Origin of the sequence: Allobosea sp. OAE752, assembly GCF_050433265.1 — a bacterium.
Taxonomy (GTDB): Bacteria; Pseudomonadota; Alphaproteobacteria; order Rhizobiales; family Beijerinckiaceae; genus Allobosea; species Allobosea spartocytisi.
In genome coordinates this window covers 125,866-151,019 of record NZ_JBNPXO010000007.1, presented here as the reverse complement: position 1 = coordinate 151,019, position 25,154 = coordinate 125,866, and the positions used below count along the sequence as shown (strand labels likewise).

General features: G+C 66.3%; 21 protein-coding genes. 14 read left to right on the top strand and 7 right to left on the bottom strand.

All coding sequences use genetic code 11. The annotated features are described in order from the left end of the window. Positions 1-2 precede the first annotated feature (2 nt). From GGC47_RS18960 to GGC47_RS18930, 7 genes are all read left to right on the top strand, one after another. Positions 3-1,364, top strand: coding sequence for a sigma-54-dependent transcriptional regulator (locus tag GGC47_RS18960; protein ID WP_142023316.1), 1,362 nt, complete (start codon positions 3-5; stop codon positions 1,362-1,364). A gap of 213 nt (positions 1,365-1,577) precedes the next feature. Further along, a complete protein-coding gene (locus GGC47_RS18955; RefSeq protein ID WP_038367241.1) occupies positions 1,578-3,170 on the top strand; it encodes an ABC transporter substrate-binding protein in 1,593 nt (530 codons plus the stop codon). Positions 3,171-3,293: 123 nt separating this feature from the next. After that, positions 3,294-4,910: an ABC transporter substrate-binding protein gene (locus tag GGC47_RS18950; protein WP_370954785.1), complete on the top strand. Its 1,617-nt coding sequence runs from the start codon at positions 3,294-3,296 to the stop codon at positions 4,908-4,910. Positions 4,911-5,211: 301 nt separating this feature from the next. Beyond that, positions 5,212-6,222 (top strand): ABC transporter permease subunit, encoded by a 1,011-nt coding sequence (locus tag GGC47_RS18945; protein ID WP_038367236.1) that lies wholly within the window; start codon positions 5,212-5,214, stop codon positions 6,220-6,222. A 58-nt stretch (positions 6,223-6,280) separates the two neighbouring features. Beyond that, entirely contained in the window at positions 6,281-7,192 is a 912-nt protein-coding gene (locus GGC47_RS18940) for an ABC transporter permease subunit (protein ID WP_038367235.1), read from the top strand. Between the two features lie 4 nt (positions 7,193-7,196). Next, positions 7,197-8,216: an ABC transporter ATP-binding protein gene (locus GGC47_RS18935; RefSeq protein ID WP_038367232.1), complete on the top strand. Its 1,020-nt coding sequence runs from the start codon at positions 7,197-7,199 to the stop codon at positions 8,214-8,216. After that, the gene (locus GGC47_RS18930; protein WP_112762568.1) at positions 8,213-9,193 is read left to right on the top strand and encodes a peptide ABC transporter ATP-binding protein; all 981 of its coding nucleotides are present in this window, start codon (positions 8,213-8,215) and stop codon (positions 9,191-9,193) included. The genes GGC47_RS18935 and GGC47_RS18930 overlap by 4 nt, the downstream gene beginning before the upstream one ends. 74 nt (positions 9,194-9,267) lie before the next feature. Here GGC47_RS18930 and GGC47_RS18925 read toward each other — a convergent pair whose 3' ends face one another. The 6 genes from GGC47_RS18925 to GGC47_RS18900 all read right to left on the bottom strand — a co-directional run bounded on the left by GGC47_RS18925 (position 9,268) and on the right by GGC47_RS18900 (position 17,002). Continuing rightward, positions 9,268-9,966, bottom strand: coding sequence for an SDR family oxidoreductase (locus GGC47_RS18925; protein WP_142023314.1), 699 nt, complete (start codon positions 9,964-9,966; stop codon positions 9,268-9,270). 277 nt (positions 9,967-10,243) lie between these two features. Continuing rightward, entirely contained in the window at positions 10,244-12,535 is a 2,292-nt protein-coding gene (locus GGC47_RS18920) for a glycoside hydrolase family 31 protein (RefSeq protein ID WP_142023313.1), read from the bottom strand. 19 nt (positions 12,536-12,554) lie between these two features. Further along, positions 12,555-13,622 (bottom strand): ABC transporter ATP-binding protein, encoded by a 1,068-nt coding sequence (locus tag GGC47_RS18915; RefSeq protein WP_142023312.1) that lies wholly within the window; start codon positions 13,620-13,622, stop codon positions 12,555-12,557. Positions 13,623-13,638: 16 nt separating this feature from the next. Continuing rightward, positions 13,639-14,691, bottom strand: a complete 1,053-nt coding sequence (locus GGC47_RS18910; RefSeq protein ID WP_112762571.1) for a carbohydrate ABC transporter permease — start codon at positions 14,689-14,691, stop codon at positions 13,639-13,641. Continuing rightward, positions 14,688-15,710, bottom strand: a complete 1,023-nt coding sequence (locus GGC47_RS18905) for a carbohydrate ABC transporter permease (RefSeq protein WP_038367217.1) — start codon at positions 15,708-15,710, stop codon at positions 14,688-14,690. The genes GGC47_RS18910 and GGC47_RS18905 overlap by 4 nt, the downstream gene beginning before the upstream one ends. Before the next feature lie 5 nt (positions 15,711-15,715). Next, positions 15,716-17,002 carry an ABC transporter substrate-binding protein gene (locus GGC47_RS18900; protein ID WP_142023311.1) on the bottom strand — a complete coding sequence of 429 codons (1,287 nt, stop codon included), beginning with the start codon at positions 17,000-17,002 and terminating at the stop codon, positions 15,716-15,718. A 164-nt stretch (positions 17,003-17,166) separates the two neighbouring features. Between GGC47_RS18900 and GGC47_RS18895 the strand changes: the two genes are divergently transcribed. Then, on the top strand, positions 17,167-18,198 hold the full coding sequence (locus GGC47_RS18895; protein WP_051988423.1) for a LacI family DNA-binding transcriptional regulator: 1,032 nt from the start codon (positions 17,167-17,169) through the stop codon (positions 18,196-18,198). 86 nt (positions 18,199-18,284) lie between these two features. Here the strand turns inward: GGC47_RS18895 and GGC47_RS18890 are convergent, their stop codons facing one another. Next, on the bottom strand, positions 18,285-18,758 hold the full coding sequence (locus GGC47_RS18890) for a peptidoglycan-binding domain-containing protein (protein ID WP_142023310.1): 474 nt from the start codon (positions 18,756-18,758) through the stop codon (positions 18,285-18,287). Between the two features lie 283 nt (positions 18,759-19,041). On the opposite strand from GGC47_RS18890, the gene GGC47_RS18885 reads away from it, so the two are divergent. The 6 genes from GGC47_RS18885 to GGC47_RS18860 are packed head-to-tail and all read left to right on the top strand — an operon-like array spanning position 19,042 to position 25,014. Then, complete coding sequence (locus GGC47_RS18885) at positions 19,042-19,617, top strand: TetR/AcrR family transcriptional regulator (RefSeq protein ID WP_185748069.1); 576 nt, start codon at positions 19,042-19,044, stop codon at positions 19,615-19,617. A 55-nt stretch (positions 19,618-19,672) separates the two neighbouring features. After that, the gene (locus GGC47_RS18880; RefSeq protein ID WP_185748068.1) at positions 19,673-20,152 is read left to right on the top strand and encodes a tripartite tricarboxylate transporter TctB family protein; all 480 of its coding nucleotides are present in this window, start codon (positions 19,673-19,675) and stop codon (positions 20,150-20,152) included. After that, a complete protein-coding gene (locus tag GGC47_RS18875) occupies positions 20,152-21,666 on the top strand; it encodes a tripartite tricarboxylate transporter permease (protein WP_142023308.1) in 1,515 nt (504 codons plus the stop codon). The genes GGC47_RS18880 and GGC47_RS18875 overlap by 1 nt, the downstream gene beginning before the upstream one ends. 40 nt (positions 21,667-21,706) lie before the next feature. Then, entirely contained in the window at positions 21,707-22,693 is a 987-nt protein-coding gene (locus GGC47_RS18870) for a Bug family tripartite tricarboxylate transporter substrate binding protein (RefSeq protein WP_142023307.1), read from the top strand. Between the two features lie 51 nt (positions 22,694-22,744). After that, positions 22,745-24,076 carry a CapA family protein gene (locus GGC47_RS18865; RefSeq protein ID WP_142023306.1) on the top strand — a complete coding sequence of 444 codons (1,332 nt, stop codon included), beginning with the start codon at positions 22,745-22,747 and terminating at the stop codon, positions 24,074-24,076. After that, on the top strand, positions 24,073-25,014 hold the full coding sequence (locus GGC47_RS18860; protein ID WP_142023305.1) for an NAD(P)-dependent oxidoreductase: 942 nt from the start codon (positions 24,073-24,075) through the stop codon (positions 25,012-25,014). Before GGC47_RS18865 ends, GGC47_RS18860 begins: the two co-directional genes overlap by 4 nt. Positions 25,015-25,154 lie beyond the last annotated feature (140 nt).

Here is a 25,154-nt window from a genome sequence, read left to right as displayed (position 1 = left end):
CGATGACACGCGCGCCCGATCTCGCCGGCCTCGACATCGCCTTCGTCGACGACGACGAGGATCTGCGCGAGGCCAATGTGCAAGCCCTGCAGATCGCCGGCTTCAAGGCCGCCGCCTTCGCCTCGGCCAGCGCGCTGCTGGCCGAGATCGGGCCCGGCTTCGCCGGCGCGGTCGTCAGCGACGTCCGCATGCCCGGCATGGACGGCATCGAGCTGTTCCGCCGCCTCAAGGCCCTCGACGCCGATATCCCGGTCGTGCTGATTTCCGGCCATGCCGACATCGCCATGGCCGTCGCCGCGATGAACGAGGGCGCCTATGATTTCATCGCCAAGCCCTATGCCGGCGAGCGGCTGAGCGAGACCTTGCGGCGTGCCGTCGAGAAACGGGCACTGGTCCTCGAAAATCGCAGGCTGCGCGCGCTGACGGCATCGGCCGAGAAGGACGAGGGGCTGATCGGCGAGACGCCGGCGATCTCGCGGCTGCGCCAGACCATCCACGACCTCGCCGATGTCGAGGTCGACGTGCTCGTGCTGGGCGAAACCGGCACCGGCAAGGAGGTCGTCGCCAATCTGCTGCACCGGCTCGGCCGGCGCCGCGACAAGCCGTTCGTCGCGCTGAACTGCGGCGCCCTGCCCGACAGCGTCATCGAAGGCGAACTCTTCGGCTACGAGCCCGGCGCCTTCACCGGCGCGCAGAAGAAGCGCATCGGCCGGATCGAGCATGCCAGCGGCGGCACGCTCTTCCTCGACGAATTGGAGAGCATGCCGACGAGCGCACAGGTCAAGCTCCTGCGCGTGCTGGAGATGCGCGAGATCACGCCGCTCGGCTCCAACGACACGCGCAAGGTCGATCTCAGGGTGGTGGCCGCCACCAAGGTCGATCTCGGCGACCCCGCCCAGCGCGGCGATTTCCGCGAGGATCTCTATTACCGGCTGAACATCGTCACGCTGCGTCTTCCGCCGCTGCGCGAGCGGCGCCGCGACATCCCGCTGCTCTTCGCGCATTTCCTCGGCCGCGCCGCGCGCAAATACGGGCGGGAGGTTCCCCGGCTCGACCGCTCGGTCGAGCGCCACCTCGTCGAGAACGACTGGCCGGGCAATGTCCGCGAACTCGTGCATTTCGCCGAGCGCGTCGCGCTCGGCCTTGCCGGCGACCTGCCGATCACGGCGGCGCGCGAGGATGCGGGCGCGCTCAGCCTGCCCGAACGCCTCAACGCCATCGAGGCGAACCTGATCCGCGAGGCGCTCGAGGCCCATCGCGGCGATGTCAGGGCGACGCTGGAAGCGCTGGGGATTCCGCGCAAGACCTTCTACGACAAGCTCGCGCGCTACGGCATCACCCGCGCCGCCTATGAGAGCGAATGACGGACGGACGCAACGGCTTCAGATAGCACAACGCTGTCGTTTACTGTCATTCCCGGAGAATTTCCTCCCACCTTTAGAACGACTGTTCCCGACCCTTTTCTTTCAATAAGCTGTGAACAAGGCGGCCCGGGGAATTCCGCCCACGGAGCTTCCGATGCAACGGGGCCATAACCTCGCCTGACAGAGGCGGGGAAGGGTTGAGGAGAGTTTCACATGAAGAAATTGCTGTTGGCGACGCTGTCGGCGTCCGCCCTCATGGCGGCGCAGCCGCTCATGGCCAAGACGCTGGTCTATTGCTCGGAAGGAAGTCCCGAGAATTTCGCGCCGAGCGTCAACACGACCGGCACCTCCTTCGACGCCGGCACGCAGATCTACGACACGATCGTCCAGTTCGAGCGCGGCGGCACCAAGGTGCAGCCGGCGCTTGCCGAGACATGGGACATCTCGGCCGATGGCCTGACCTACACCTTCCACCTGCGCAAGGGCGTGAAGTGGCAGTCCAACAAGGGCTTCAAGCCGACCCGCGATTTCAATGCCGACGACGTGATGTTCATGATCGAGCGGCAGTGGAAAGAGGACAACCCGTTCTTCAAGGTCACCAGCTCGAACCACTCCTACTTCAACGACATGGGCATGCCGAAGCTGCTCAAATCGGTCGAGAAGGTCGACGACTACACCGTCAAGGTGACGCTGAACCAGCCTGAGGCGCCCTTCCTCGCCGACCTCGCCATGCAATATGCCGGCGTGCAGTCGAAGGAATATGCCGATGCCATGCTCAAGGCCGGCACGCCCGAGAAGCTCGACCAGGACCCGCTCGGCACCGGGCCGTTCTATCTGGTCCAGTACCAGAAGGACGCGATCATCCGCTACAAGGCGTTCCCGGAATACTGGGGCGGCAAGGCCAAGATCGACGACCTGATCTTCGCGATCACGCCGGATGCGTCGGTGCGCTGGGCCAAGCTCCAGAAGGGCGAATGCCATGTCATGCCCTATCCGAACCCGGCCGATCTCGAGGCGATGAAGAAGGACGCCAATGTCCAGATCCTCGAGCAGCCCGGCCTGAACATCGGCTATCTCGCCTACAACACCACCAAGAAGCCGTTCGACAACGTCAAGGTGCGCCACGCCGTCAACAAGGCGATCAACAAGAAGGCGATCATCGACGCGGTCTATCTCTCCAGCGGCATCCCGGCGATCAACCCGATCCCGCCCTCGATGTGGTCCTATAACGAGACCATCAAGGACGACCCCTACGATCCGGAGGCGGCCAAGAAGGAGCTCGCCGAGGCCGGCTACCCGAACGGGCTGGAGATCGACCTCTGGGCCATGCCGGTGCAGCGCCCCTACAACCCCAACGCCAAGCGCATCGCCGAATTGATGCAGGCGGACCTCGCCAAGGTCGGCGTCAAGGCCGAGATCAAGACCTATGAATGGGGCGAGTACCGCAAGCGCATGCAAGCGGGCGAGCACCAGACCGGCATGCTGGGCTGGACCGGCGACAATGGCGACCCGGACAACTTCCTGCACACGCTGCTCGGCTGCGACTCGGCCAAGACCAACGGCTCGAACGTCGCCAAATTCTGCTACCAGCCCTTCGAGGAGCTGGTGACGAAGGCGAAGACGGTCACCGACCAGGCCGAGCGCGAGAAGCTCTACCGGCAGGCGCAGGTGATCTTCAAGGAGCAGTCCCCCTGGTTCACCATCGCCCATGCGATCCAGCTCAAGCCGGTCCGCAAGGAAGTGAAGGACTTCAAGCTCTCGCCCTTCGGCCGCCACACCTTCTACGGCGTCGATATCGCGAACTGAGCTGGCGCAAGTCATGCATCAATGACGGATGCGGCCCGGCGGGCCGCATCCTTTTTCGGGCGGGAGACGACGGGGCGAGCGCCCTGCGCCAGATCCCGCCCTTTTCCATCGAGAGAAACCGCCATGGCCGTTCGCGCTTGTACAGCCGCCCTTACCCTCGGGCTCAGCGCCCTCCTGCTTCCCGCCGCCGCCCGCGCGCAGGCGCTGGTCGTCTGCACCGAGGCCAGCCCCGACTTCCTCAATCCGCAGTTCAGCAGCCAGAACACCGCCTACGACGTGGCGGCGCAAGTCTATGAGCGGCTGACGGCGACGGAGCGCGGCGGCTCGCAGATCATCCCCAGCCTCGCCGAATCCTGGACGATCTCGGATGACGCGCTGACCTACACCTTCAAGCTGCGCAAGGGCGTGAAGTGGCATGCGAACAAGGCCTTCACGCCGAGCCGCGACTTCAACGCCGACGACGTGGTGTTCTCCTTCGGCCGGATGCTCGACCCCGCCAATCCCTACAACAAGGTCAGCAACGGCAACTACCAGTTCTTCGACGAGATCGTGAAGCCAAGCCTCGCCTCAGTCGAGAAGGTCGACGACTACACCGTCAAGCTCACGCTGAAGAAGCCGAACTCGCCGCTGCTCAGCGCGCTCTCCGTCGAGCCCATGTCGATCCTTTCGGCCGAATATGCCGCCGCGATGAGCAAGGCCGGCACGCCCGAGCAGGTCGATTTCGCTCCGATCGGCACGGGCCCCTTCTCGCTGCTCTCCTATCAGAAGGACGCGACGATCCGCTTCAAGGCGGTGCCGGACCATTGGACCAAGGCCGCCGGCAACCGCGACCGCATGGCGCTGGTCAGCGACCTGATCTTCGTCATCACGCCGGACGCCGCCGTGCGCTTCGCCAAGGTCAGGTCCGGCGAATGCCAGATCGCGCGTTATCCCAATCCCGGCGATCTGCCGGCGATGAAGGCGGACCCCAACCTCACCATCGCGCAGGGCAGCATCGCCGACCAGAGCTTCCTCGCCTTCAACGAGCGCAAGAAGCCCTTCGACGACCGGCGTGTGCGCGAGGCGCTGGCCTATGCCACCAACATCCCGGCGATCATCGACGCGGTCTATCAGGGCACCGGCAAGGCGACCGCGGCGGCCGTGCCGCCGGCATTGTGGTCGCATGACGACGATCTGAAGCCGCGCGCCTACGATCCCGAAAAGGCCAAGGCGCTGCTCAAGGAGGCGGGCCTGCCGAACGGCTTCGAGACGACGCTCTGGGCCATCCCCGTCGTGCGCGCCTATATGCCGAACGGGCGCCGCGCCGCCGAGCTGATCCAGGCCGACTGGGCCAAGATCGGCGTCAAGGCGACGATCCAGACCTTCGAATGGGGCGAGTACCTCAAGCGCGGCCGGGCCGGCGAGCACGAGGTCGGCATGTTCGGCTACACCTGGGACTATCCCGACCCGAGCCAGATCCTGCTCACCGGCTGGACCTGCGAGGGCGTGAAGACCGGCGCCAACCGCGCCGGCTGGTGCAACCAGGAGGCTTCCGACGCCCTCGCCAAGGCGAGCACGATCACCGACCAGGGCGAGCGCGCCAAGCTCTACAAGCGCTTCCAGGAGTTGTTCCACCAGGACGTGGCCGGGCTGCTCTTCGCCAATGCGCAGGCCTTCACGCCGGTGCGCAAGGAGGTGAAGGATTACAAGATCCACTTCTTTGGCGGCCAACCTTTCTACGGTGTGTCGATCGCGAAATGAGGCGCCGCGCCGCTTGGCGGCGCCTGTCCTCACAGATCGTGCCGGCGCCGCATTCATTGCCGCGCCGGCACAAGACTCGATCATATTATTGCGTACGCACGGCCATATCTTCGCAAGTCTTGCATTCCGACCGCCGCGACGTACCGCGCGGTACTAAGAGTGCCCGCGATTCTTCAACAAGGCCGGCTTGATCTTTCGTCCAATCTGGTGTTTGCGCTGCGCCGGATTTCGAACTTGAATAAAACGACAAGACAAAACGCCGCGCACCGCGACCGTGCCGGCCGATAAGGCTGGAAGAACCATGCTCCGCTTCATCCTGACCCGGGTCAGCCTCGTGATACCGACCTTCATCGGGATCACTTTGCTCGCCTTCTTCCTTGTCCGGCTCGTCCCCGGCGACCCGATCGAGACCATGGCGGGCGAGCGCGGCATCGACCCGGCCCGCCATGCCCAGCTCGTCAAGGAATACGGCTTGGACAAGCCGCTGCTGACCCAGTACGGCGTCTATATCGAGCGCGTCGTCCAGGGCGATCTCGGCAAGTCGATCGTGACACGCGAGAACGTGCTCTCCGAATTCGGGCAGCTTTTCCCGGCCACCATCGAGCTCGCGCTCTGCGCCATCCTGATCGCGCTGCTCCTCGGGCTGCCGGCCGGCATCATCGCGGCGGTGAAGCGGAACTCGATCTTCGACCATGGCGTGATGGGTATCTCGCTCACCGGCTATTCGATGCCGATCTTCTGGTGGGGTCTGCTGCTGATCCTGCTGTTTTCGGTGCAACTCGGCATCACCCCGGTCTCCGGCCGGATCGCGGTGCAGTACTTCATCGAGCCGGTCACCGGTTTCCTCACCATCGACAGCCTGCTGGCCGGCGACACCGACGCCTTCTGGTCGGCGCTGTCGCATCTCGTCCTGCCGGCGATCGTGCTGGGCACCGTGCCGCTCGCCGTCATCGCCCGCATGACCCGCTCGGCGATGCTGGAGGTGCTCGGCGAGGATTATATCCGCACGGCCCGCGCCAAGGGCATGGCACCGATCCGCGTGGTCGCCCTGCATGCGCTGCGCAATGCGCTGATCCCGGTCGTCACCGTCATCGGCCTGCAGGTCGGCACGCTCTTCACCGGCGCGATCCTGACCGAGACGATCTTCTCCTGGCCCGGCGTCGGCAAATGGCTGATCGAGGCGATCAGCCGGCGCGACTATCCGGTCCTGCAAGGCGGAACCTTGCTTCTTGGAATGGTGGTGATGAGCGTCAACCTGCTGGTCGACCTGCTCTACGGCCTGATCAACCCGCGCATCAGGCACGCCAAATGACCCGCACTCCATTCGAGTCCCGCGCCCGCCGGAGCCGTCGCCCAAGGAATTTTCGCCCATGAGCGCCGAAACCCTCGAAGTCCCTGCCGTCGCTGCGCCAAGCGGCGCACCGCCGCATCCCGTCCGCGAGTTCTGGAGCTATTTCAGCGCCAACCGCGGCGCGGTCGCCGGGCTCGTCGTCATCGTGCTGGTGCTGCTCTGCGCGCTGTTCGCCCCGCTGATCGCCCCGCACAACCCGGACCTGACCAATAATACGGTCTTCCTGAAGCCGCCGTTCTGGCAAGAGGGCGGCTCGCTGTCCTACCCGCTCGGCACCGACGCAATCGGCCGCGACATCCTTTCGCGCCTCATCTTCGGGGCTCGGCTCTCGCTGGTCATCGGCATCGCCGTGGTGGCGCTCGCGATCGTCGTCGGCGTGGTGCTCGGCCTGATCGCCGGCTATTTCAAGGGCGTCGCCGACATCGTCATCATGCGCTTCATGGACATCCTGATGACGATGCCGAGCCTGCTGCTCGCCATCGTCATCGTCGCAATCCTCGGCCCCGGCCTGATGAACGCCATGCTCGCCGTCGCCATCGTCGTGCTGCCGCATTACGTCCGCATCACCCGCGCCGCCGTCATCACCGAGGCGAGCAAGGATTATGTCGTCGCCGCCAAGGTCAGCGGCGCGCAGACAGTCCGGCTGATGTTCTCCGAGATCCTGCCGAACTGCGCCGCCCCACTCATCGTGCAGGCAACGCTCGGCGTCTCCACCGCGATCCTCGATGCCGCCGCACTCGGCTTCCTGGGCTTAGGCGCCCAGCCCCCGACACCGGAATGGGGCACGATGCTCGCCGACGCGCGCGAATTCGTGCTGCGCGCCTGGTGGGTCGTCACCTTCCCGGGCCTTGCCATCCTCATCACCGTGCTCGCCTTCAACCTTCTCGGTGACGGCCTGCGCGATGCGCTCGACCCCAAGCTGAAGCGCTGATCCCATGCCCCTGCTCGAAATCGAAAACCTCAGCGTCGAATTCCCGACCTCCCAGGGAACGCTGCGCGCCGTCGACCGCATCGACCTGACCCTCGACGAAGGCGAGGTGCTCGGCGTCGTCGGCGAATCCGGCTCCGGCAAATCAGTCACCATGCTCGCGCTGATGGGCCTCGTCGGCTATCCCGGCCGCGTCCGCGCCGACAAGCTGCGCTTCGACGGCCAGGACCTGCTCACCATGTCCGCCCGCCAGCGCCGCCAGCTCACCGGCAAGGACGTGGCGATGATCTTCCAGGAGCCCACCACCAGCCTGAACCCCTGCTTCACCATCGGCTTCCAGCTCGCCGAGACGCTCCGGAAGCATGAGGGCATGGACGGCAAGGCGGCGAAGCACCGGGCGATCGAGCTTCTGGAACAGGTCGGAATTCCCGCCCCGGAAAGCCGCCTCAAGGCCTTTCCGCACCAGCTCTCGGGCGGCATGAACCAGCGCGTCATGATCGCCATGGCGATCGCCTGCAATCCGCGCCTGCTGATCGCCGACGAGCCGACGACGGCGCTCGACGTCACCATCCAGGCGCAGATCCTCGAATTGCTGATGTCGCTGCAGCGCGAGCGCGGCATGGCACTGGTGCTGATCACCCATAATATGGGCGTCGTCGCCGAGACGGCGCAGCGCATCATGGTGATGTATGCCGGGCAGATCATGGAGGAGCGCAAGGTCGACGCGCTGTTCGCCGATCCGCAGCATCCCTATTCCGCCGCCCTGCTCGCCGCCTTGCCGGAGCGCAGCGAGCATGCGAGCCGCCTCGCCACCATTCCCGGCATGGTGCCAGGCCTGAACGACCGGCCGAAAGGCTGCCTGTTCAGCCCGCGCTGCGCCTATGCGACCGACCACTCGCGCGCTGTCCAGCCGGAGCTCCGGAACTGGGCGGACGGGCGCGTGCGCTGCCACTATCCGCTCGGCGACCCGAACCGGGATGCGGAGCGCGCCCGCGACGACCGCTCGACGACGGAGGCGACGCGATGAGCAACCCCGTCATCGAAGCCCGCGAACTCACGCAGACCTACCCGGTCAAGCAAGGGTTCTTCCGTCCGCCGGCGCAGTTGCAGGCAGTGAACAAGGTGTCGTTCTCCGTCGAGGCCGGGCGCACGCTGGCCGTCGTCGGCGAATCCGGCTGCGGAAAATCGACGCTGGCCCGCATGGCGACGCTGATCGAGGCCCCGACCTCGGGCACGCTGATGCTGGACGGGCTCGACGCGGTGCACCCACCCGCGAGCGAGCGCAAGCGCCTGCGCCGCACCGTGCAGTTCGTCTTCCAGAACCCCTATGGCTCGCTCAACCCGCGCAAGAAGATCGGCACGATCCTGGAAGAGCCGCTCAAGATCAACACGGACCTCTCCAAGGCCGAGCGGACCGAGAAGGCGCGTGCGATCATGGCCAAGGTCGGGCTCAGGCCCGAGCACTACGCCCGCTATCCGCATATGTTCTCAGGCGGCCAGCGCCAGCGCATCGCGATCGCGCGCGCGCTGATCCTCTCGCCCAAGCTGGTGGTGGCGGACGAGCCGGTCTCGGCGCTCGATATCTCGATCCAGGCGCAGGTGCTGAACCTGCTCGCCGACCTGCAGGACGAGTTGAAGCTCGCCTATCTCTTCATCTCGCACGATCTCAGCGTCGTCCGGCACATCGCCCATGACGTGATGGTGATGTATCTCGGCAATGCCATCGAGCATGGCCCGAAGGAGCGCATCTACGCCCGGCCGCTGCATCCCTATACGCAGGCGCTGCTCGCCTCGACGCCACGCGTCGGCGGGGCCAAGCGCGAGCGCATCGTGCTGCGCGGCGAACTGCCCTCCCCGCTCAACCCGCCGAAAGGCTGCGTATTCTCGACGCGCTGCCCCTTCGTGACCGATCGCTGCCGGGCCGAGCGCCCGGAGAAGCGCGAGATCGACGGACGGCAGGTCGCCTGCCACTTCGCCGAGGATTTTTTGGCGAAAGCGGCGTAACTCCGCAGAACACTGTCATTCCGGGAGAGGCCGAAGGCCTGGGCCTGGAATGACGGCGGAGCAAAAGAACCCGCTCAAATCCCCTTGGTCACGCCACCGTCGATCCGGATGTTCTGACCGGTGATGTAGCCGGCATCGGGCGAGAGCAGGAAGGCGACGGTGCCGGCGATCTCGTCGGCGCTGCCATAACGCTGCATCGGCACGCTGGCGCGCCGCGCATCGGTTGCCGGCAGGCTGTCGATCCAGCCCGGCTGGACATTGTTGATGCGGATGTTGTCGGCCGCGTATTTGTCCGCATAGATCTTGGTGAAGGTCGCAAGCCCCGCGCGGGCCATGGCCGAGGTCGGGAACATGTCGCTCGGCTCGAAGGCCCAGGCGGTCGAGATGTTGACGATCGCGCCGGATTTCTGCTGCTGCATCACCGGCGTGACCAGCCGGATCGGCCTGACCGCGCTGAGGAAATAGACGTCGAGGCCCTTCTGCCAATCCTCGTCGGTGAGATCGAGGATCGGCGCTCGCGGGCCATGGCCGGCGCTGTTGACCAGCGCGTCGATCCGGCCCCAGCGGTCGAGCGTGGCGTCGACCAGCCGCTTGACGTCGTCGTTGGACTGGTTCGAGCCGGTGACGCCGATGCCGCCCAGTTCAGCGGCCAGCGCCTCGCCCTTGCCCGAGGAGGACAGGATCGCGACGCGATAGCCGTCCTTCGCCAGCCGCCGCGCCGCGCTCGCGCCCATGCCGCTGCCGCCTGCGGTGACGATCGCTACCTTGTCCATGTCCTGCTCCCGCGCCTGATCGCTGCGAATAGGCGGCTATTCTTGGACGGTGCGTCCGCATAGCGCCACAGCAAAGCTGCATGAGCCGGTTCGCGAAGCCGCATGGCCGCGGCCGACGGACGTGGCGCAGCGGTCCAACACGATGAAACTCCGCGTCATCCCGGACAAGCCGCGAAGCCGCGTCGATCCGGGATCCATCGTAAGGCAGTGCGCTCTAAGATGGATCCCGGATCTCCGCTTCGCTACGTCCGGAATGACGGAGTGTTTCCGATCGACCTCAGCGCGGGCCGACCGCCTCGCCGATCTGCCGGATGGCGATCCGGTCGACGAAGGGAGCGTCCGCCCCCTCCTGCTCGATCGCGATCTCGCCGCCGCGCACGCGGAAGCGGATGACCGTTCCGCCAGCGCCGCGCCAATCGACCGTCTCGCCGTCGTCCTCGTAGAGTTCGCCGGTCGCGCCCTCGACGAGACCGCAGACGAGCACCTCGCGCTGGTCGTCGATGCCCTCGGGATTGCCGAGCGGGATCAGCGCGCCGGCGCGCACGAAGACCGGCAGGCGACCGAGCGGAGCCGCCACGGTCGCGACCGCGCCGCCGGCAAAATGCTTGCCGTCATGCCAATCATACCAGCCGCCTTCGTGCTCCGGCAGGTAGATGCTGCGCTCGCGCGCGCCCTCCTCCAGCACCGGCGCGACCAGCACGTCCGGGCCCAGCATGAAGGCGTCGTCGGCCTTCGCCGCTATCGCGTCCTTCGGGAAATCCCAGAGCAGCGGGCGGATCGCCGGGGTGCCGTCGCGGCTGGCGCGCCACATCAGCGTGTAGAGATAGGGCATCAGCCGGTAGCGCAGCGCGATCGCCTCGCGCACCTGCGGCACCATTTCCGGATACATCCAGGGCAGGTTGACGACGCCGTCATCGTTCCAGGAGTTCATCACCATGCGCGGCCAGAGCGAGCAGAACTCGTTGAAGCGCACGAAGAGCTCGGGGCCGGGAGTCGGGCCATGGAAGCCGCCGACATCATGGCCGATCGAGAACATGCCCGACAGGCTCATATTGAGCCCTTGCGTCAGGTTGTAGCGCAGCGTCTTCCAGGCGGTCTCGTTGTCGCCCGACCAGGTCTGGGCGTAGCGCGAGATGCCGGCGCAGCCACCACGCGTCACCGAATACTGGCGCTTGGCCGGCTGGCGCGCGACCTGAGCCTCATAGGAGAGCTTGGTCATCAGCAGCGGCTGGGCCGGACGCGCCAGCGCCTGGCGGAAGGGGCGGCCGTCGCCGTCGCAGACGGCATCCTCATCCCAGATTTCGTATTCGTTGTTGTCGTTCCAGACCGTGGTGAAGCCATAGTCGAGCAGCGCGGTCTCGATGCCGTCGCGCCACCAGGCCCGACCCTTCGGGTTCGTGTAGTCGAGATGGAAGCCGAGCCCGTCCCAGAACTGGGCCACCGCCGGCTCGCCCGTCTTGCCGTCCTTGACCAGGAAGCCGCCGTCGAGCGTCTCCTTCAGGCGCGGATGGTCGTCGAGCAGGCAGGGCTTGAGATTGGCGACCGTGAAGATGCCGGCGTCGTTCAGCCGCTGCATCGTCGCCTTCGGATCGGGGAACTTGTCGCGGTTCCAATTGAAGGCGTAGCGGCGATGGCCGATCTGCGTATAGCCCGAGCCGAAATGGAAGCTATCGCAGGGGATGCGATGCGTCTCCAGCTTGCCGATGAAGTCGCTGATGCGGGCATCGGCATCCGGCGCGTCGGCGATCGCCATGGAGGTGACGCCGAAGCCGAAGGACCAGAGCGGCGCAAAGGCCTGTCCGCCGGTCAGCCAGGAGAAGCGGCGGACGACGTCGGGAACGGTCGGGCCGGCCATGACGTAATAGTCGAGATCGCCGTCATCTCCTTTCCAGGAGCGGAACAGGCCGTGATAATTATCGAGCGTGCAGCCGAAATCGACGCTGCCGGTGGCAAGGTTGTCGTAATAGAGCCCATGCGCGCCCGCCGGCCCATCGACGATGAAGAAGGGCAGCATCTTGTAGAGCGGGTCGGACAGTTCGGCGTCGAAGCCGCAGGGGTCGACCGCATCGATGGCGAAGCGGCGGCCGGTGCGATCGAGCGGACCGGCCTTGTCGCCGAGACCATAATGCCGCTCGGTGTAGTCGCGGGCCATGAAATGCGCGACCGCGCCGGTGCGCGGCGAGACCAGATAGGCCTGCGTCGTGCGGTCCTGCAGGAAGGGCTTGTCCTCGCCGGCCCGGCGCCAGGCGATGCCGAAGGGCGAGAGCGTGACCTCGGCGGCGAGACCGCCGGCCGACAGCGTGACCTTGCCGTTCTCTTCGCTGACGCTCGCCTTCGGGCAGGAGAAGCCCTCGAGGCTGTCGCGCAGACGGCCCTCATAGGCCGGCTCCAATCCGCCGGGCGCGATCGACCAGCCGCGGTCGAGGCGGTAGCCATCCTGCGGCTTCAGCGTCACCCGGCCGATATCGCCTTCGAGGATGCGCACAATGAGGGTGTGGCCGAGCCCGACATCGAACAGGGCAGCTTCGCCATCGCGGCCGAGATAACGGCCTTGCGTGAGGGCTTTCATGGAATCTCTCTCGGCAGTCTTAGGGTCGGATCGCCTGGCCGGCTTCGTCGAACAGGTGCAGCTTCTGCTGCGGGAAGGCGAGCGGGACCGAATGGCCCCGTTCATGCTCGCTCTGGCCATCGAGCTTGAGCGTGATCTGGGGCAAGCCAGCGGCCGAGCCATAGAGATAGCTCTCACCGCCGAGACGCTCGACGAGCTCGATGGTCAGCGGCAGGCCCTGCCCTTCCGGCGCCAGCTCCAGATGCTCGGGCCGGATGCCCGCCGTCACGGGCGCGCCGGCGGCAAGATCGCCGGTGGCGCAGGCAATCTCATGACCGCCCTCGCCCAGCGCGACCTTGCCCGCAGCCGTCACGCGGCCCGGCAGCAGGTTCATGCGCGGCGAGCCGATGAAGCCGGCGACGAAGAGATTGTCGGGGCGGTTATAGAGTTCGAGCGGCGTGCCGATCTGCTCGATGCGACCAGCGCGCAGGACCACGATGCGATCGGCCAGCGTCATCGCCTCGACCTGATCATGGGTGACGTAGATCATCGTGCCGCCGATCTCGCCATGGAGCGCGGCGAGCTCCTTGCGGGTGGCGACGCGCAATTCCGCGTCGAGATTCGACAGCGGCTCGTCGAACAGGAAGATCTTCGGATCGCGCACGATGGCGCGGCCGATGGCGACGCGCTGGCGCTGGCCGCCCGAGAGCGCCCTGGGCTTGCGCTCGAGATAGTCCGTCAGCCGCAGCATCTCGGCCGCGCGCCTCACGCGCTTGTCGATCTCGTCGCGCTTGAACCCCATATTCTCCAGCGCGAAGGCCATGTTCGCGTAGACGCTCATATGCGGATAGAGCGCATAGGACTGGAACACCATCGCAAGCCCGCGCTCCGACGCCGGCAGATGCGTGACATCGGCCCCGTCGATGGCGATCGCGCCCCCGGTGATCTCCTCCAACCCGGCGATCGAGCGCAGCAGCGTCGATTTTCCGCAGCCGGACGGACCGACGAAGACGACGAACTCGCCATCCGCGACATCGAGATCGATGCCGTGGAGCACGGTCGTGGCGCCATAGGCCTTGCGGACCGCGGAGAGCTTCAGCCCGGCCATGCGGAACCCTTTTCGCTCATTTCATACCCGTATTGGCAATGCCGGTGGTGATGAAGCGCTGCAGGAAGACGAAGACGAGCGCGACCGGCAGCAGCGTCACCACGGTCATCGCGAGCAAATAGTGCCACTGCGTCTGCAACTCGCCCTGGAAGGCGTTGAGGCCGATCTGCAGCGTGTAGGATTCGGTCTTGGTCAGCACCGCCAGCGGCCAGAGGAACTCGTTCCAGCGCCACATGATCGAGAAGATCGCGAGCACGGCCAGCGCCGGCATGGCGAGCGGCATGACGATGCGCCAGTAGATCTGCCACTCCGAAGCCTTGTCCATGCGCGCCGCCTCGATCAGGTCGCGCGGCAGGGTCAGCATGTACTGGCGCAGCAGGAAGACGCCGGTGGGGGTGGCCGCGCCGGGCAGGATCACCGCCCAGAGCGAATTGACCAGCCCGAGCTTGGTGATGACGAGATAGACCGGCACCAGGATGATCGTGATCGGGATCATCAGCGTGCCGACCACCATCAGCATCACCGCCGTCTTGCCACGGAACTCGTAGATCGAGAGCGCATAGGCCGCCATCGAGTTGATGATCAGCGTGATGATCGTCGCGATCAGCGTGACGAAGACCGAGTTCCAGAGGAAGCGCGTGAAGGCGAAGCGCTCCAGCGGCTCGGTGTAGTTCTCGGTCGCGAGCTTGAACTCGCGCACCGGCACACGGCCCTCGATCGGCACGCGGATCGTCTCGCCGGGATTGGCGGGGTCGATCATCTGCGCCTGGATGCCGATGCGGCGGACCTGCGCCAGCACGCGCTTCGTGCCGTCCGGCATCGTCACCTCGAAGAGCGGCAGCGGCTGGGACTGGCCGGGAACCGTCACCTCCTTCTGCGACATCGGCAGCAGCGAAGGCGGGAATTCGAGCAGGCCGGCCTGCGTCTTGAACGAAGACATGCCGAGCCAGAGGACGGGGCCGAACATCAGCACGACGCCGAGCGCGAGATAGGCATAGGCCGCGATATCGGTCCAATGCCAGCGGCCGGGCTTGCGGCGGGCGGTGGCGAGCTTGGTCACGAGGCTCATGCTGCCCCCTTGCGGCGGCTCGCCGCGAGCTGGGCCAGCGTCAGCGCGAACAGCACCACGCCGAGCACGACCGAGGCGGCGGCGGCCAGCCCGAAATTCTGGACCTGATTGGCGAAGGCCGTCTCGTAGATGTAGTGCACGATCATCAGCGTCGCGGTGCCGGGTCCGCCGCCGGTCAGGACGAAGACCTCGTCGAAGGTCTGCACGCCCTTGATTAGCGCGAGCACGATCACGACGATCATGTTCGGCCAGAGCAGCGGCAGGGTGATGCGCCAGAACATCCGCCAGCGTGGCGTCGCATCCATCTCGGCCGCTTCATAGAGATCGGCGGGGATGGCCTGCAGGCCGGCGAGCAGGATCAGCGTGTAGAAGCCCATATGGGCCCAGACCGAGACGAAGACGATCCAGAACATCGCCCAGCTCGGATCGACCAAGAAGAGGATGCGCTCGCCGCCGAGGGAGGTGAGCGCGGCGTTGAGCAGGCCGTCGCGCTGGAGGATCCATTTCCAGGTCAGCGCGACCACCACCGGCGAGAGCAGCACGGGGAAGAAATAGACGGCGCGGAAGAAGCCGCGTCCGCGGATCTTCATGTTCAGCACGACCGCCGTCAGCAGCGAGAACAGCACCATCGCCGTCACCTGGAAGACGGTGAAACGCGCGGTGTTGTAGACGCCGCGCCAGAAATGGTCCTCACGGCAGGAAGAGGGGTCGAGGAAGGAGCCGCAATCGAAGAGATAGGCGTATTGCTGCGCCCCGACATAGGGGCGCTCGCTCGGGAACAGCCCCGCCCCGCCCGTCACCGAGAAGACGAAGTTGATGACGAGCGGCAGGAAGACGAAGAGCGAGAAGAAGGCGAGGTTGGGCAGGATGAAGACATAGGCCATCCGCCGCTCGCCGATCAGGCGCTGGAGCGCCCGCATCGGCCAGTCGACGAGCCGCATGACGAGCGCGAGCGGCGCGGCGAGAGTGCCTGCGGCGCCCGCGCCATCCCGGCGCGGATTTGTTTCGGCAGAGGCCATAAGTCTTACTTCTTGCGCTCGGCGATCTGCTGGGCGACGTCGGATTCGATGCGCTTATAGGCATCGTCGAGGCTGCCCTCGCCCGAGATCGCCTGACCGAGCCGGCTGATCACCGCGTTAAAGATCACGCGGTTGTTGGCATAGCCCTGCAGCTTGTAGGCCGCCGGTGAGATCTGCGCGACCTGATCCGAGAAGACCTTGAGCGCGGCCTTGCCCTGCGGCGTCGCGCCGGCATAGTCGAGCCCCTTGGCGGCGATGCCGAGATGGCCGGGCACGAAGAGCGAGCGGGCGTAGAACTCGCTCAGCACCGGCTCGCTCGCCAGATAGTCCATCACCTTGGCGACGGCTTCCGGGCTCTTGGTCGTCTTGATCGCGACGAGGCCGGCGCCGCCCGGCATGGGCGAGCAGCCGCCCGCCCCGCAAGGCGAGGGCACCGCGACCCAGTCGAAGGCGTCGCCCACCGTCTTGTCGAACTGGGCGATCTGCCAGGAGCCGGACTGGTACATCACGACCTGGGCGTTCTTGAACTCGTCATTGGCGCCGCGATAGGCGGTGCCGGAGACCGAGCCCCAGAGCTCCTTGGCCATGGTGCCGTTCTGGTGCCAGTCATAGACGAGCTTGGCGCCGCGCTTGAAGCCCTCGTCGATCACGGCCGGCTCGCCCTTGTCGTTGAAGACCTTGGCGCCTTCCGAGACCGCGACCGAGAAGAAGCGGTGGCCGGAACGGTCCATGGCGAGCGGGAACGGCGCCTTGACCTTGGCCGCCACCTCCTTCACCGCCTTGCCCCACTCCTCCCAGGTCGCCTTCGGACCCGGCAGCGGCGTGCCGGCCTGCTCAAACAGGGTCTTGTTGACGAAGGGGCCGGTGACGGTGAGCTGCGTCATGAAGCCGGTGATCGCGCTGGAATCGCCCTCGGGGCGCATCCAGGGCAGGAACGGCCCGAAATTCTTATCCCAGTAGGAGGCGTCCTTGAGATAGGGACGCATGTCGAGCGCGTAGCGGGCGACGCCGCCGAGATCGACGACGCGGGCGATGTCCGGCCCCTGCCCCGAGGCGAGCTGGACGGGCAGGTTCTCGGTGATCGCCTTGTAGGGCACCTGGTCAAGCACGACCTTGATGTCCTTGTTCTCAGCCTCGAAGCGCTTCAGCAGATCGGCGAGGACCTCGCCCTCGTTGCCGTCGGAATACCAGGCGATGCGCACCGTGGTCTGGGCGAATGCGGTCGAGGCCATGAGGCCGATCGCGAAGCCGGCCGTCGCGGCAACGGCGGAAATCCAGTGTTTCCTCTGCATGGGCTCCATCCCCTGAGCAATCGCGACGCCTCAACGAGCGTCTTGACATCTACTAAGGCAAACGTTTGCCTAGCTTGTCAACGGGGAGATGCGTCAGCATTGCTGCGTAGGCCGGCTTTCCACCGGTGCGTAGCGGGAACCCCCATGGAAGGGCTGGCAGGGAAATGACGGCCAGGACGACGGCGAAACCGGGGAAGATCCGGCATGAGACGGCCTCGCTCGCGACAGTGGCGCGCGAGACCGGCGTCTCGGTCGCGACCGTCTCGCGCATCGTCAACGGCAAGAGCGGGCGTGCCTCGAGCGAGACCGTCGCGCGCGTCGCGGAGGCGATCGAGCGGCTCGGCTATCGCCCCAACCCCATCGGACGGGCGCTGCGCCGCCGGGCCAGCCGCGTCGTGGCGATGCTCTCGCCCAATCTCGACAACCCCGCCATGGCCGCGATCGCCGTCTCGACCGAAGCCGCGCTGCGCGATGCCGGCTACGTCATGATCCTCTGCGATACGCATGACCGCCCGGAGCTGCAGGACGACTATCTGCTGGCGATGCGCGACCAGCTCGTCGCCGGCTACATCATGGTCAGCGCCGTGCGCAGCCAGGGGCTGGAACAGGCGCTCGGGCGCGGCGATCCGATCGTCTTCGTGGCGCGGCGCAACCCCCTCGGCGGCGGCGCCTTCGTCGGAATCGACGACCGCGGCGCCGGCGCCGATGCGGCCGACTTCATGCTCGCGCGCGGGATCGAGCGCCCCGCCGTGCTGATGGCGGCCCAGAACATTTCGAGCACCGCCGAGCGCGCCGCCGGCTTCATCGAGCGGCTCGTCGCGCGCGGCGTTCCGGCGGACGCGATCCGCCGGGCAAGCGCGCCCGGCCTGTCGCATATCGAGATCGGTTATGCGGCGGCCCAGGCCCTCGTTCGGGATGGCGGCTGGCCGCAAGGCGCGCTCTGCGTCAGCGACCTGATCGCCTATGGCGCCTATCGGCTGGCGGCCGAGTCGGGCGTGGCGATCCCGCGCGACTGCATGCTGGTCGGCGTCGACGGCAACGCGATCAACAACTGGATCGCCCCCTGGCTGACCTCGATCCGGATTCCCTACGAGATCTTCGGCCGGCATGTGCTGGAGCAGTTGCGGCTGCAATGGAGCGGCGCGGCGACATCCGAGATCCACGTGCCGCATGAGCCGCTGGCGGCAAAGCCATAGAGCAAGCGAGCACCGGCTTCAGAACGCGATCCCGCCGATCCCAACGATACGCCGTTCGGCTTTCGGGCGGCCGCTCCTGTCGACCCTCAAAAGTGCGGGGATGGCGGCGGCTTCACCGCCCCCTTCTGCAACGACTGCCGCAAGAGGGGATGAGTGGTTTCGTGGAACGGCAGGTACTCATGCCTCCAGCCCGAGGCATTCAATGCCGAGCGGTTCATGAGGATGATCTTGTACAGGACGCCGGAGCGCGTATAGCCGTCCTTCGGCGATGGCTCCACGATGCCATCAGCGACGAAGAAGCGTCGATGGAGCTTCTGATCATCCTCGAAAGCGACGATCATGCGCTTGGTCTGAGGCCCGAAATAGCCATCGACAGCAATCTCGGCACTCCTTTCGACAGGCCCCAAAGCGGGCGTGAAGCGCACGAAATTTGCCAGCTTCAAGAGCGTCTGCACCAGCAGGACATCGTCACGGGCGTTCGGCATCCTCGGCCCGACAGGGAACGAGACATTGTAGACCTGATGCATGCCCGTCAGGTCTGTCTGCATCGTATAAGCCATCAGACGTCCCCGCATGTGCCCCTTCATCAGGCTAGACGCATGCGAGAGAGCGCCACATCCACCAGATGAATGAAAAGCGCCCGATCAGGCGCTCCGATCGGCCTGATATGGCGACGCCTCCTCGATCGCCGCGCGGGTCGCGGCCGAACCGGCAGGCAGCCGCGCGACATATTGAATGCCCCCATCGGTTGACCGCCGAACGGATTGCCCCGTACAAAGTCAGACAGGTCTGTCTCGCTTGATGGATCTGGGGAGAAAAGCCCGAAAAAATCGGGAGGAAACGGTGCAAGGAAGCGGGCCGAAGATCGACGCGCCGTCGATGCGCGAGCGGATTCTCGCTGTCGCGGGCGAGCTCTTCTATGGCCGCGGCATCCGCGCCGTCGGGGTCGACGAGATCATCGCCAAGACGGGTATCGCCAAGGCGACCTTCTACCGCCACTTTCCGAGCAAGGAGGACCTGATCGTCTCCTATCTCGACGCGAGGCGGGAACGGCTGCAGGCCGCGTTCATCGACTGCGCCGAAGGCCCCGCCACGCGCTGGCAGGACAGGGTCCTCAACGTCTTCGACGGCCTCATGCGCAATCTTCGCATGCCCGGCTTTCGCGGCTGCGCCTTCGTCATGGCCGTCGCCGAGCATGGCGATCTGCCGCGCGTGCGTGAAGCGGCCCGTGTCTACAAGCATTTCCTGCGGGACGGGCTCTGCGCCCTGATCGACGGTCACGTGCCGGAGCCGCTGCGCCTGTCGGAACAACTGATGCTCATCTACGAGGGCGCGATCGCGACCGCTGCCATCCGGCCCGAGAGCGACCCCGGGCTGCATGCGAAGAGCTGCGCCGCGACCCTGCTCGCAACGGCTTGAAACTTAATGCCGGCGCGAGACCGGCAAACGAAAACAGCGACCGGGGAACAGGATCTTGCAGCACGACACCACGTACCGGCCGCTGGGCGCCGCCTGCATCGCGCTGGGCCTGCTCGCGATCTGGATCGCATCGGATTATCCCTATGGCAGCGTCACCGCGATGGGGCCGGGCTTCGTCCCCACGGCCGTCGCGGCCCTTCTCGCGCTGCTCGGCGCCCTGATCCTGCTCGACGGCGGCAAGGACCTTTCCCCGCAACCCGAGGGGGAGGAACCGGCCTCCGCTCCGGCCGACTCTCTCGGGCGCCTGCGGGCGATGCTCTCGATCGGGGTGGCGATCATGCTCTTCGGGCTTGCAGTGAAGCCGCTCGGCCTCGGGCTGACGGTCTTTCTCACGGTGATCGTCGCGAGCCTCGGCCATCCCGGCACGCGGCTGTTGCCGACGCTGCTCCTCGCCGCCGCGCTGGCCATCGCATCCTGCCTGATCTTCGTCGTGCTGCTGAGCCAGTCGATCCCGATGTTCCCGAGGATCGACTGATGGATTTCGCTTCGCTCTTCTCGGGTCTCGGCATCGGCTTCGGCGTCGCGCTAGACCCGGTCAATATCCTGTTCGCCTTCATCGGTTGCCTCGTCGGCACGCTCGTCGGCGTCCTGCCCGGCCTGGGGCCCACAGCGACGATCGCCATCCTGCTGCCGATGACGACGAGCCTCTCGCCGGCCACGGGCCTGATCACGCTCGCGGGCATCTATTACGGCGCACAATATGGCGGCTCGACCACCTCGATCCTGCTGCGCCTGCCGGGGGAAGCCTCGTCGGTGGTCACCGTGCTCGACGGGCACGGCATGACCCGCAAGGGCCGAGGCGGCGCGGCACTCGCCATCGCCGCCTGGGGTTCGTTCTTCGCGGGCACGGTCGGCACGCTGTTCATCGCGGTGCTGGGGCCGGCGGTTTCGGCCTTGGTGCTGAAATTCGGCGCGCCCGAATATTTCATGCTGATGGTGCTCGGGCTCGTCGCCTCCGTCGTGCTGGCACAAGGTTCGGTGATACGGGCGCTGGCGATGGTGGCGCTGGGGCTGCTGCTTGGGCTGGTCGGCACTGACCCGAATTCCGGCCAGTACCGCTTCACCTTCGGCGCGCTGGAACTGCTCAACGGCATTCCCTTCGTGCCGCTCGTCGTCGGCCTGTTCGGCATCGCCGACATCCTGGTCGCGCTCGAGAAGGCGACGAAGTCCGAGGAGGAGGTGCGCCCGGCCGCGATCGGCAGCCTGTGGCCGACGCGGCAGGAAGCCCGTCGTGCCGCGCCCGCTGCTGCCCGCGGCACGCTCATCGGCCTCATCCTCGGCCTGCTGCCGGGCGGCGGCGCGCTGATGAGCTCCTTCGTCGCCTATTCGGTCGAGAAACGCGTCTCCGGCAAGGACGGCGATTTTGGCAATGGCGACCCGGCCGGGGTCGCGGCGCCCGAAGCCGCCAACAATGCCGGCGCGCAGACCTCGTTCCTGCCGCTGCTGACGCTCGGCATCCCCTCGAACGCCGTGATGGCGCTGATGACGGGCGCCATGCTGCTGCAAGGTATCGTGCCGGGTCCGAAGATCATGACCAACCAGCCGCAGCTGTTCTGGGGCCTGATCGTCTCGATGTGGATCGGCAACCTGATGCTGCTCGTCATCAACCTGCCGCTCGTCGGCCTCTGGGTGAAGATGCTGAAGATCAGGTACACCATCCTCTATCCGATCATCCTCATCGTCAGCCTCGTCGGCATCTACAGCGTCGATTACTCAACCTTCGATGTCTTCCTGACGGCGCTCTTCGGCCTGCTCGGCTACCTGCTCCAGCGCTGGAGATGCGAGTCGGCGCCGCTGGTGCTCGCCGTCGTGCTCGGGCCGATGATGGAGGAGTATTTCCGCCGCGCGATGCTGATCGCGCGCGGCGATGCGGGCATTTTCGTCTCGCGCCCGCTCGGCCTCGGCCTGCTCGTCATCACCCTGGCCATGCTGGCGAGCATTCTGGCGCCGAATGTCCGCAGGTTCAGATCGAAGGCCTTTCAGGAATAACCGCAAACAGCCGCCAGAAGCATCGCAGGGAGAAGCAGTCATGAAGAGCGTGATCCATCGCAGGGCGTTCCTGGCCGGAGCCGCCGGACTCGGCTCCGTCGCGCTGTCCGCGCGGAACGGTTTCGCGCAGCAGGCCTGGCCGGCGCGCGACATCACCTATGTCATCCCCTATGCGCCCGGCGGCATGAGCGACAACATCTCCCGCCTGCTCAGCGACAAGCTCGGCGGGATGCTGGGCCGCCAATTGCTGAACGATTACCGGGCGGGCGCGGGCGGCGCGATCGGGGCCAACTACTACATGGCGCAGAAGCCGGACGGCCATTCGCTCCTCCAGGCAACGAACAGCTTCTTCGGGGTCATTCCGAACGTCACCAAGGTCGAGTACGATCCGAAGACCGACCTGACGCCGCTCGTCCTGGTCGGCGATGCGCCGATGGCGATCGCCTGCAATCCGGCGGTTCCGGCCAAGAGTCTCGAGGAATTCGTCGCGCTCGCCAAGAAGAACCCCGGCAAGTTCGCCTATGGCACCTCCGGCCATGGCACCGTCGGGCATCTCTGCGGAATCTGGCTGGCGAAGCGGGCCGGGATCGAGATCCTGCACGTGCCCTATCGCGGCGCAAGCCAGGCCCTCCAGTCGACGCTCGCCGGCGAAACGCAACTCTTCTTCGGGCCCGAGGCGGCGGAGCAGATCTCCGGGAAGGCCCTGACGGGGCTCGGCGTCATGGGTTCCGAGCGCTGGAGCGCGATGCCCGACCTGCCGACGACGGCGGAATCCGGGCTGGCGGGCTGGGCGCCACGGAGCTGGCACACCGTCGTCATCCACAGCAAGGCGCCGGAGGAGATCCGGCTGAAGCTCGCGAAAATGCTGAACGACATCCTCGCCATGCCGGAGGTGAAGCAGCGACTGATCATGTTCGGGCTGATCCCCGGCTTCGAGGACCTGGCCGGCATGCGCAAGCGCGCCGATGACGACTATGCCGAATTCCGCGTCCTGCTCGTCGAAGCCGGACTCGCCCTGAAGAAATAGCCTGCGAGCGGGATCGGCTTTCCGGCCCCGCAACGACTGACGGAGTTATCGATGCGGATAGTAGCCTGCGGCGACGCGTTGTTTTCCTCGAGCAATCTGGCGCGGCGGCTCGATCCGCGGCTGGTCGGGCTGCTGAAGGAGGCCGACGGCACCTTCGCCAATGCCGAGTTCGTCTGCCCGAAGCCATCGACGCCGCCGGCGCCGCGGCGCTTCGTCACCGCGGTCAAGCCGGCCGCGATCGACGAACTCGCCGCGATCGGCGTCAACATGTTCTCCTTCGCCAACAACCATACCGGCGATTTCGGGCCGCAGGGCGTGGTCGACACCATCGAGGCGGCCGAGGCCCGCGGCATCCTCTGGAGCGGCATCGGCCGCAGCCTGGAAGAGGCGCGGATGGCGAAGTTCCGCGACACGCCGAACGGGCGCATCGGGCTGGTGTCGGCAAGCTCGACCCGCTCGGCCGAGTTCGCCGCGAGCTCGCCCGGCCGCGGCATCGAGCCCAGGCCCGGCCTCAACCCGCTGCGCTGGGGCCGCGCCTATGTCCTGCCCGATGCCGATTTCAAGGAGCTCCAGCGCATCGAGGCCTCGCTCGGCATTGCGGACAGCCGCAAGGAGGTGCTGCGCGTCGAGGTGGTCAAGGATCCCGGGCCGGACCGCTTCGGCTTCGGCTCCTTCTTCGAGGGCTCGCTCCAGATCGAGCGCGGCAGCCACGCCCATGTCCGCTATTACAGCAACGACAGGGACCGCAAGGCTATCCTCGACAACATCCGCGACGCCAAGAACCGGGCCGAATGCGCGCTCGTCAGCCTCCACACCCATGAGGGCACGCACGAGAACTGGTATACCCCGCGCGTCGCCTCCTTCATCGAGGAGTTCGCCCATCAGGCGATCGAGGCCGGCGCCGACGCGGTGCTCTGCCACGGCGCCCATATGCTGCGCGGCATCGAGTTCCATCGCGGCCGGCCGATCTTCTACTCGCTCAACAGTCTGTTCATGGAGTTCGAGGCCGGCGAGCAGCGCATGACGCCGGAGATGTACGAGGCCTACGGCTTCACCAAAGACCATCTGCCGTCCGACCTGCACATGTCGCGCATCCACGACGCCAACGGCAACAAGCAGGGCTTCTATGCCGAGCCGCGCTTCTCCCGCTCCATCGTCGCGATCTGCGACTATGCCGAGGACGGCGTCACGGTGAAGCTCGTCCCGCTCGATCTCGACCTCAACCGCAAGCGCGTCAGCGACCGCGGCGTGCCGGCGATCGCAGGCCGCGAGGAAGCCCAGGCCATCGCCAACGACATGACCAGGCTCAGCAGCTATTACGGCACACGCTACCAGCTCAACGAAGACGGCCTTATCGCGGTCACGCCGGGGCCTGCCCAGTGAGCGCCCCGCCCCTCGTCATCGCGAGCAGCCTCACCGACCAGCAGAACGAGCGGCTGGCGGCGCATCCGAGCGCCCCGGTCATCGTCAAGGTGAGCGAGCCATGGCAGGCCCCGGCCCAAGCTCAGGCCCTGTTCACCTATCAGACCCAGTGGCGCAACGCTCCGGCGAAGCCGCCGGCCGGCTGGCCCGGCACGCTGGCCTGGGCGCAAATCGCCTCGGCCGGCGTCGATACCTTCCCGCACTGGTTCTTCGAGGTGCCGCTCGTCAGCCGCGGACGCGGCGTGCAGGCGCCGGCTATCGCCGAATATGTCATCGCCGCCGTGATGGCGCATGAGAAGCGCTTCTGGGACGTCCGCGTCGATGCCGCCGTCCACTGGCGAGCCCGCTCCCTCGGCAGCGTCGCGGGCAAGACGCTGGGGATCGCCGGGATGGGCGCGATCGGCGAGGAGGTCGGCAAGCGCGCGCTCGCCCTCGGGATGCGGGTGATCGGCCTGGCGCGGTCGCGGAGCTTCCCGATCGACGGCGTCGAGCGAGCCAATAGTTTCGATGATCTGCTGGCCGACAGCGATCACGTGGTCCTCGCCATGCCCTTGACCGAGCAGACGCGCGGGATCGTCAACCGGAAGAGCCTCCAGGCCGCGCGCCGGGGCCTGCATCTCATCAATGTCGCGCGCGGTGCGCTGATCGACGACACCGCCCTGGCGGAGGCCTTGGATTCGGGCCGGCTGGCCGCGGCGACGCTGGACGTCACAAATCCCGAACCCTTGCCGGCCGACCACCCCTTCTACCGCCACCCGCTGGTCCGACTGACCCCGCATATATCGGGAAGCTGCGAGGATGGCGAAGAACGCCTCTCGGCGTTCCTTGCCCTGAACCTGTCGCGTTTCACCCGAGGCGAACAAGTCGAAGGCGTTGTCGACCCGGTACGGGCCTATTAGAGCGCCGCCGAAATGACATGCTCGACATCAGGAAACACGATTGGCAATCTCGATTATTGCGTTTAATAATTCATTCAAATAAAATAATTTGACACTGGAATGCAACGATACTCACGCCTCCCGGAGAACCGAATACAATA